This is a genomic window from Candidatus Fukatsuia symbiotica (assembly GCF_003122425.1).
Lineage (GTDB): Bacteria > Pseudomonadota > Gammaproteobacteria > Enterobacterales > Enterobacteriaceae > Fukatsuia > Fukatsuia symbiotica.
In genome coordinates this window covers 40,951-46,853 of record NZ_CP021660.1, presented here as the reverse complement: position 1 = coordinate 46,853, position 5,903 = coordinate 40,951, and the positions used below count along the sequence as shown (strand labels likewise).

The following is a 5,903-nucleotide window of genomic DNA, read 5'->3' as shown; positions in this document are numbered from 1 at the left end:
GGTAGCTCCTGAAATCCTGCATAATAAGCAAAGGACCGATTCCCTTTTCCCAGCGTTGCTGGAATAGGGCCTTCACAGCTAAGTATTTGGCCGTTTTAACATAGAACATGGTCTCTGTTAAAAACGCAGTCTTAACCAAAGGCACGAGCTTTTCGGCGACAATGCTCAAGCTAAGTGAGTTGTTTTACGGTGAAGCTGCTCATCGCCAGCCACACACTTCCTGCATGTAAGAGCCTGAGATAAATCGTGTGTAGAAAATCATTATTAATTTCTCATAAAAATCATAATGTTACATAATACTCAGCAATCTAATTTTTCCAGTATTTCAAAGTGTAACGGGTATAGGTACCGCATCTGTGATGCGGAGAGGTTTTCGATCACAAGAGGATGCAAATAGCTCCTCTACCCACTCTCGGTGCCTTTTTGGCTACAGCGTGTAAATCACTTCCGCTGCTTTAAAAAATTACGTATCTTGTGTAGATTCATTTACGTTCACCTTGTCGGCTCCCTAGCACTTATCCGACTTTGTGGATATCAAGAAGATACTCCCCTCACGATTTGTATCCCACGCTTTAGTTGCGCTTTTGCGCTTTAATTCAGTATCCTGGGTCAACTTGGTGACAGTTGAGTAGACCTACCCAGTCATTCGAGTAGGCCACTCCTCGGAACCGGAATTGCGGAACTACCGCATCCGGCTTCCGATAGATCAGTGTCCACACACCTAGTCTATGCCTCACTACCTTCGTTACCTCCGGCAGCGCAAGACTCGTTACGTAGCGGTCTAGCTAACCTTCTACGGCAGGACTTTCACCTACAAGGGCAATGCAGCTTTGCCCAGCACACATGGTTATCTAAAAAAATTATTTGACAACAACGAGTTATACGACTTCATTTGATTATTAATAAATAAATTATTTTGTTAATAAAAATAAAATTTATATTAATGGATTGACGGACACCCTCCCCGCCCTCTCTGGAAAGACAGGGCATCCACTTAAGGTCAACATATTCGGTCAGGTACGCATCGAACGTACACTGACCGATAGCGGCCTATCCCCTCCCTGAATGAATCTTCCCTCAGTGCTGTTTGATCAACAGATCAATTTCTGCCTTGCCTCCTCTCTCTGTGAGAGGCAAAATTCGCCTACATTATGAAAATGCTGCGTAAACCTTATAGGCTTATAAAAAGCAGAATTATAATAGTCAAAGAGTACCTTTATTGAATACGCTCGTATTTGATTTAAATCAAAAAAAACGGTTCAATGTGATGATAGGAGCTTTTTTGATTTTGTAGGCTTTGTTATACTAACCTGAGTTCGGGATAAGAAAATCAATAACTATTTGTTTTTAAATGGATCTAATAAAAATATCGGCTTAATGATTGCAAAGAATCAAGTGCCTGAAACTCAAAAAGACAATTTTTCTCGCGTCATCCAGTTATGGTTACCTTATATCATAATAATTTCAATTAGTTAGATTAATCCTTATCCCGAATTCAGGTTATACTATTAAAGCTTCGGGTCTTTTGATACCCTCAGGCGGATCGATAACTTCGAGGCATCCGATCCCAGTAAATCTGGAGTCCGCAAGGATTCATTAATTTTTGGCAATAAGCCTAAAAATTATATCCAAATGGATTTATACTGGGCTCTGTCCCTAAAAATAAAATATGTTATAAAGTGCCATAAAAAGGTGATTGCTATGGCACGAGAAGTGATAACAGAGAGGATATGGGAAGCGTTGAAAGTCTTATTACCCGCTGCTAAAGGCCGGCATGGAAAAGACGACAGAAACTTTCTTGAAGCGGTGTGTTGGATCGTTAGGACAGGCGCACCGTGGCGTGATTTACCCCCCTGAATTTGGGGCTTGGAAGACGGTGTATAGCCGTTACAATAACTGGGTGAAAAAAGGACATTTAGACGCTCTTTTAGCGTTTTTTAAAAAAAGAGGGGGATCACGAATGGCACATGATTGATGGAACAGTTATTCGAGCTCATCGGCCTGAAGCAGGGGCAAAAGGGGGTCAGGAAAAAGAAGGGGAGGGGGGGGGAGATGTCAGCCATTGCATAACCTGTTTTAACCTGGATACCTGAGCATTTCTGCGGACTTGCAATAACTCAGCAGATGGAAACAGACTGTGTTATTCAAAAGGCCCATGAGCAACAGTTAGAACGACTGCGCTATCAAGCAAAATTAGCTGAGTGGCAATTTAATCAAGTTGATCCAAACAACCGTTTAGTCGCTTCCGAGCTTGCAAAACGCTGGCAAAGTACGTTGCAGGAATTAAAACAAGCACAGGCCTTCCTTCTTTAGAGAAGAAAAAAGCAAAAACTAATCTTGCCTCGATACCTGAGAATTAAAATTAGTAAAAATATCTCCATTATCTGGGATAAAATGCTCTTGCAACAATAGAAAAAGCTTTCTTACGGAGCTTAATTGAAAAGGTGATTATTCATCGTCGTGAACGAGAAAAGATACATACACGCATTGTTTGGAAAGGAGGAGAAACAACCTCTCTCGACATTCCAGTGACTGTTGGTTCTTTTTCATGTTTGTCAGTGGCCAAAGATTATCGAACTCAGCAAAGTCGGTATAAATAATAAATAATCAGGAGATTGTGGAGTTTCTTGCTTCGAATGGGCTTCGCTTACCTACAGCGGCTTAAGGTTACGCTAATGCTTGATTTAAATCAATGAATTATTTCCTGTAAACTGGTCACTGGTCAAAGTTGTGTTGGGATCAAGCAATCCAGTGAACATGCAATGCATCTGGTATATTACTGTCAAAAAAAGATGGAAATGGAAAATTTAGAAGAAAGCAATTGTTGTACTCACCATATTGGTTGTATTGGTTGTAGCCATTGTGCATTGTGTAAAATGGGGAAAATCGCAGGCCTGACTTCAAAAGAAATAGAAAATTTTAATTCAGCTATCTATACCCAAAAAGCCGTTGGACGTGGTCAGTCAATATATATTGTCAATGCACCTTTTAAGAGAATTTATGTTATCAAATCAGGATCTATCAAGACAGTCATGTTCAATAGTCAAGGACAGGAACATATCACAGGATTTTACATGGCAGGAGAATTGCTAGGATTCGATGGCATCTGTGCAAAAAAACATCAATTCAGTGCTATTTCCATGGAACACAGTCAACTCTGTTTTATTAACTTTTATTATTTTCAATACCTATGTCAAGAGTTCCCTGTCATTCAAAATTACATTTGCGAAATAATGAGCGATGAAATCGTTCGTGCGCATAATTTGGGTATACTATTAGTTCACGGCACACACGCAGAAGAACGACTGGCAACATTTCTTTTAAGTTTATCTCGTCGTCTAAGCCTACGTGGCTGCTCGCCCTTGAATTTTCATCTTCGCATGACACGCGAAGAGATAGCTAATTATCTTGGTACAACGCTCGAGACAGTGAGCCGCACATTTTCCAAACTTCAATCTAAAGGTCTCATTAAGGTACAAAAAAAAGATATCACTATCATCAATATTGCGGATCTTGAACGCATCATGCGGAGATAGACGGCGTTGGTGCATGGAGGTGTGAAGGTTGTGACTTCCCCTTTCCCCAAGGGAGTTATGACACTGTCACTTCCTTACGGACGGAGTGAGGGCGTGCTGCGGCCAAAAGCCGATTAAGAACGGCAACACCTATCGATGCTGCCGTCTTCTGTGCAGCCAATTCGCGAGCCCGAAGACGAGGTCCAATCAGCTTTTTGTAACACCCCATTTTTGTAACACCCCATCATGGTCTCAACCAGGGCCCGTTGACCGTAGTTTAGGGCTGTTTGCCAGGCGAGTCGCCCCTTGTTCTGGATCATTTCCAGGTGCTGATCGCGTTGGGTCGGTTGCCCTGTCGTATTACTGGCTACTGCCGTGGATCGCGGGGGAATAGCAATAACCATCTCGCTGTTGCGTTCAGTCAACGTCTTATAAGTAGGGTTGCCATCAAGCCCCATCAGCAGTTACCTGAGTGACGACCCCCTCTATTTGATCGAGCAGAGGCTCTACCTGAGAGGGATCATCAACGTTTTGTTCTGTCAGCGTGTGTGCAACAATATGAAATTTAAAAGCCTGACGTAATTCTGAACAGGTAAAGGCAGCTTGCGTGAGGGAGGGTACAGGTATTGAAATCAGTCGCTTATCGTTAAGTCAGGTGTTTTTTAGCCGTCGCGTATACCTGGCTCCGTTCTCGTTTACCTACCGCTATCACCTTGATAATAAGAATATTATCAACCACCTGGTAAACCAGTCTGAAACCGGAAGATCGCAGCTTGATTTTATAGCAGTCTGCTAATCCTGATAATTTTGCCTGAGGTATTCTGGGTTGTTCCTGTCTTTTTTTTTAACACTTTAGCAAATTGTTTACGAAGGCTATCGGTCAGGGCTTCCCATTCTTTGAAGGCTTTTTTATCAAATTTAACTTTATAAGTCATAGGTATTGATCCAGGTCCACTTCTACGGTTTCACCACCTTCGCGTTGGTGAACAATCTCTATCAGGTCGAGATCGTCCAATGATCCCATCATGGCTTCATACAGGCGCGCGGGTACGCAGTAAAAAGCAGGTTTGTTTCGGTTAAGAATAGCGACAGGTAAGCCGTCTCCGGCATCAACGGTAGCCATCGGATTTTTTTTCAATTCACTCACGCTGGCGCTGGTATCACTAAGGATGAGATTTGGCATGTAAAGCCGCTCCTTCAATTTGATGGATGAATAGACTCAATAATAGACCTGTTAAACGTGCTATTAAAGTTATTTTTGCCACTACTTTGGCGGTGAACATGAAAAAGAGAGTGTTGATATTGGCTGTATTCTTGCTCGGTATCTCTGGCAGTGCCTGTGCTTTGTGTTTTCAGGCCGCAGGACTGCGTTACCAGGTCGATCCGTTGTTGCTGGAAGCGATGGCGGTACAGGAAAGTGGCCTTAATCCGCGCGCCATCAACACTAACCGCAACAAGGCGGGTAAGGCACTCAGTACGGATTATGGTTTGATGCAAATTAATTCCCGTCACATTCCAAAATTGGTGGCGATGGGGTAATCAAATCAAAAGAGGAGTTACTCAGCAATGCTTGCCTGAATGTCCAGATCGGGGCCTGGATTTTGGCCAAACACCTGCAAATATGCGGCGTTAACTGGCAGTGCCTGGGCTCCTACAATGCCGGTTTTGCCAACAATAACCAACCGCGCAGGATGAAGTATGCGAGGCGGGTTTATCAGCGCTATCAGCAGTTTCGGGTTCAGCGGCCATGACGTCGGTGGGGCTGTTTTGCATACTGTTGCCGATTTTTTTGTTGATGGGCCATTATCTGATCGCAGAAGCCCACCAATTTATTGGCCGTATCGAAGGGACGCCCCGGCACTACTGCCTTTTGCCTCACTGCTTATTATGTTATTTGCGGTAGTGGCTAGCCTCGTGAGCACACGAGGTCTCTTGTTGGCGCAGCCCTGGCCGCTAATATTTCGTGATCTGATGCTATTGGGGTGGTCTGTCTTGCTCACCCAGTTGGATGTGGCCCGTGGCTGGTTGCCGCTTAGATTCACCGGCGGTTTTATCCTCGGCGGCCTGTTGTTTACGCTGTTGCCGTACGCTTCCTCTTCTGCTTTACAAGCCCTGGTTGAGGGTGGGGTGATATTCGGGGTGCTTAGCCTCTTTCGCTGCTGGGCCAATCGCCATGGCCTCGAGCGGTTTGGCCTCGGTGATGTGTATTTACTCATGGGATTGAGTGTATGGCTAACATTGCCGGTGACGGTGTCACTGACGTTGTTTGCGCTTGGAATTATTTTGTTGCAAGCCGGTCTGGCTTGGCTGGGATTGGCACCACAGCCGCGTGAAATCCCCTTTGCCCTTATCTTTGCGGCAGTCTTACCGTGGCTATGTTGACTCAAC

The 5,903-nt window shown here is 44.1% G+C and carries 7 protein-coding genes and 2 pseudogenes; 6 read left to right on the top strand and 3 right to left on the bottom strand.

What is annotated here, in order from left to right:
- Positions 1-1,701: 1,701 nt before the first annotated feature.
- The 4 genes from CCS41_RS14065 (at position 1,702) to CCS41_RS14050 (ending at position 3,536) form a co-directional block, all read left to right on the top strand.
- Complete coding sequence (locus tag CCS41_RS14065; protein ID WP_162860114.1) at positions 1,702-1,857, top strand: transposase; 156 nt, start codon at positions 1,702-1,704, stop codon at positions 1,855-1,857.
- Positions 1,858-1,967: 110 nt separating this feature from the next.
- A complete protein-coding gene (locus CCS41_RS17305) occupies positions 1,968-2,093 on the top strand; it encodes a hypothetical protein (protein WP_275887699.1) in 126 nt (41 codons plus the stop codon).
- A gap of 31 nt (positions 2,094-2,124) precedes the next feature.
- Positions 2,125-2,313, top strand: coding sequence for a hypothetical protein (locus CCS41_RS14055; RefSeq protein ID WP_119797820.1), 189 nt, complete (start codon positions 2,125-2,127; stop codon positions 2,311-2,313).
- A 485-nt stretch (positions 2,314-2,798) separates the two neighbouring features.
- Positions 2,799-3,536, top strand: a complete 738-nt coding sequence (locus tag CCS41_RS14050) for a helix-turn-helix domain-containing protein (protein WP_162860113.1) — start codon at positions 2,799-2,801, stop codon at positions 3,534-3,536.
- Positions 3,537-3,649: 113 nt separating this feature from the next.
- On the opposite strand, the gene CCS41_RS14045 is transcribed toward CCS41_RS14050, so the two are convergent.
- The 3 genes and pseudogenes from CCS41_RS14045 to CCS41_RS14035 form a co-directional block, all read right to left on the bottom strand.
- Positions 3,650-3,973, bottom strand: coding sequence for a hypothetical protein (locus CCS41_RS14045; RefSeq protein ID WP_119797818.1), 324 nt, complete (start codon positions 3,971-3,973; stop codon positions 3,650-3,652).
- Between the two features lie 188 nt (positions 3,974-4,161).
- Positions 4,162-4,450 (bottom strand): annotated as a pseudogene (locus tag CCS41_RS14040) (type II toxin-antitoxin system RelE family toxin).
- Complete coding sequence (locus CCS41_RS14035) at positions 4,447-4,698, bottom strand: type II toxin-antitoxin system Phd/YefM family antitoxin (RefSeq protein WP_119797817.1); 252 nt, start codon at positions 4,696-4,698, stop codon at positions 4,447-4,449. Before CCS41_RS14035 ends, CCS41_RS14040 begins: the two are co-directional and overlap by 4 nt.
- Before the next feature lie 98 nt (positions 4,699-4,796).
- Between CCS41_RS14035 and CCS41_RS14030 the strand changes: the two are divergent.
- Together CCS41_RS14030 and CCS41_RS14025 are read left to right on the top strand one after the other, a co-directional pair.
- A pseudogene (locus CCS41_RS14030) lies at positions 4,797-5,266 on the top strand (lytic transglycosylase domain-containing protein).
- Positions 5,214-5,897 carry a prepilin peptidase gene (locus CCS41_RS14025; RefSeq protein WP_119797816.1) on the top strand — a complete coding sequence of 228 codons (684 nt, stop codon included), beginning with the start codon at positions 5,214-5,216 and terminating at the stop codon, positions 5,895-5,897. Before CCS41_RS14030 ends, CCS41_RS14025 begins: the two are co-directional and overlap by 53 nt.
- The last annotated feature ends 6 nt before the right edge of the window (positions 5,898-5,903 follow it).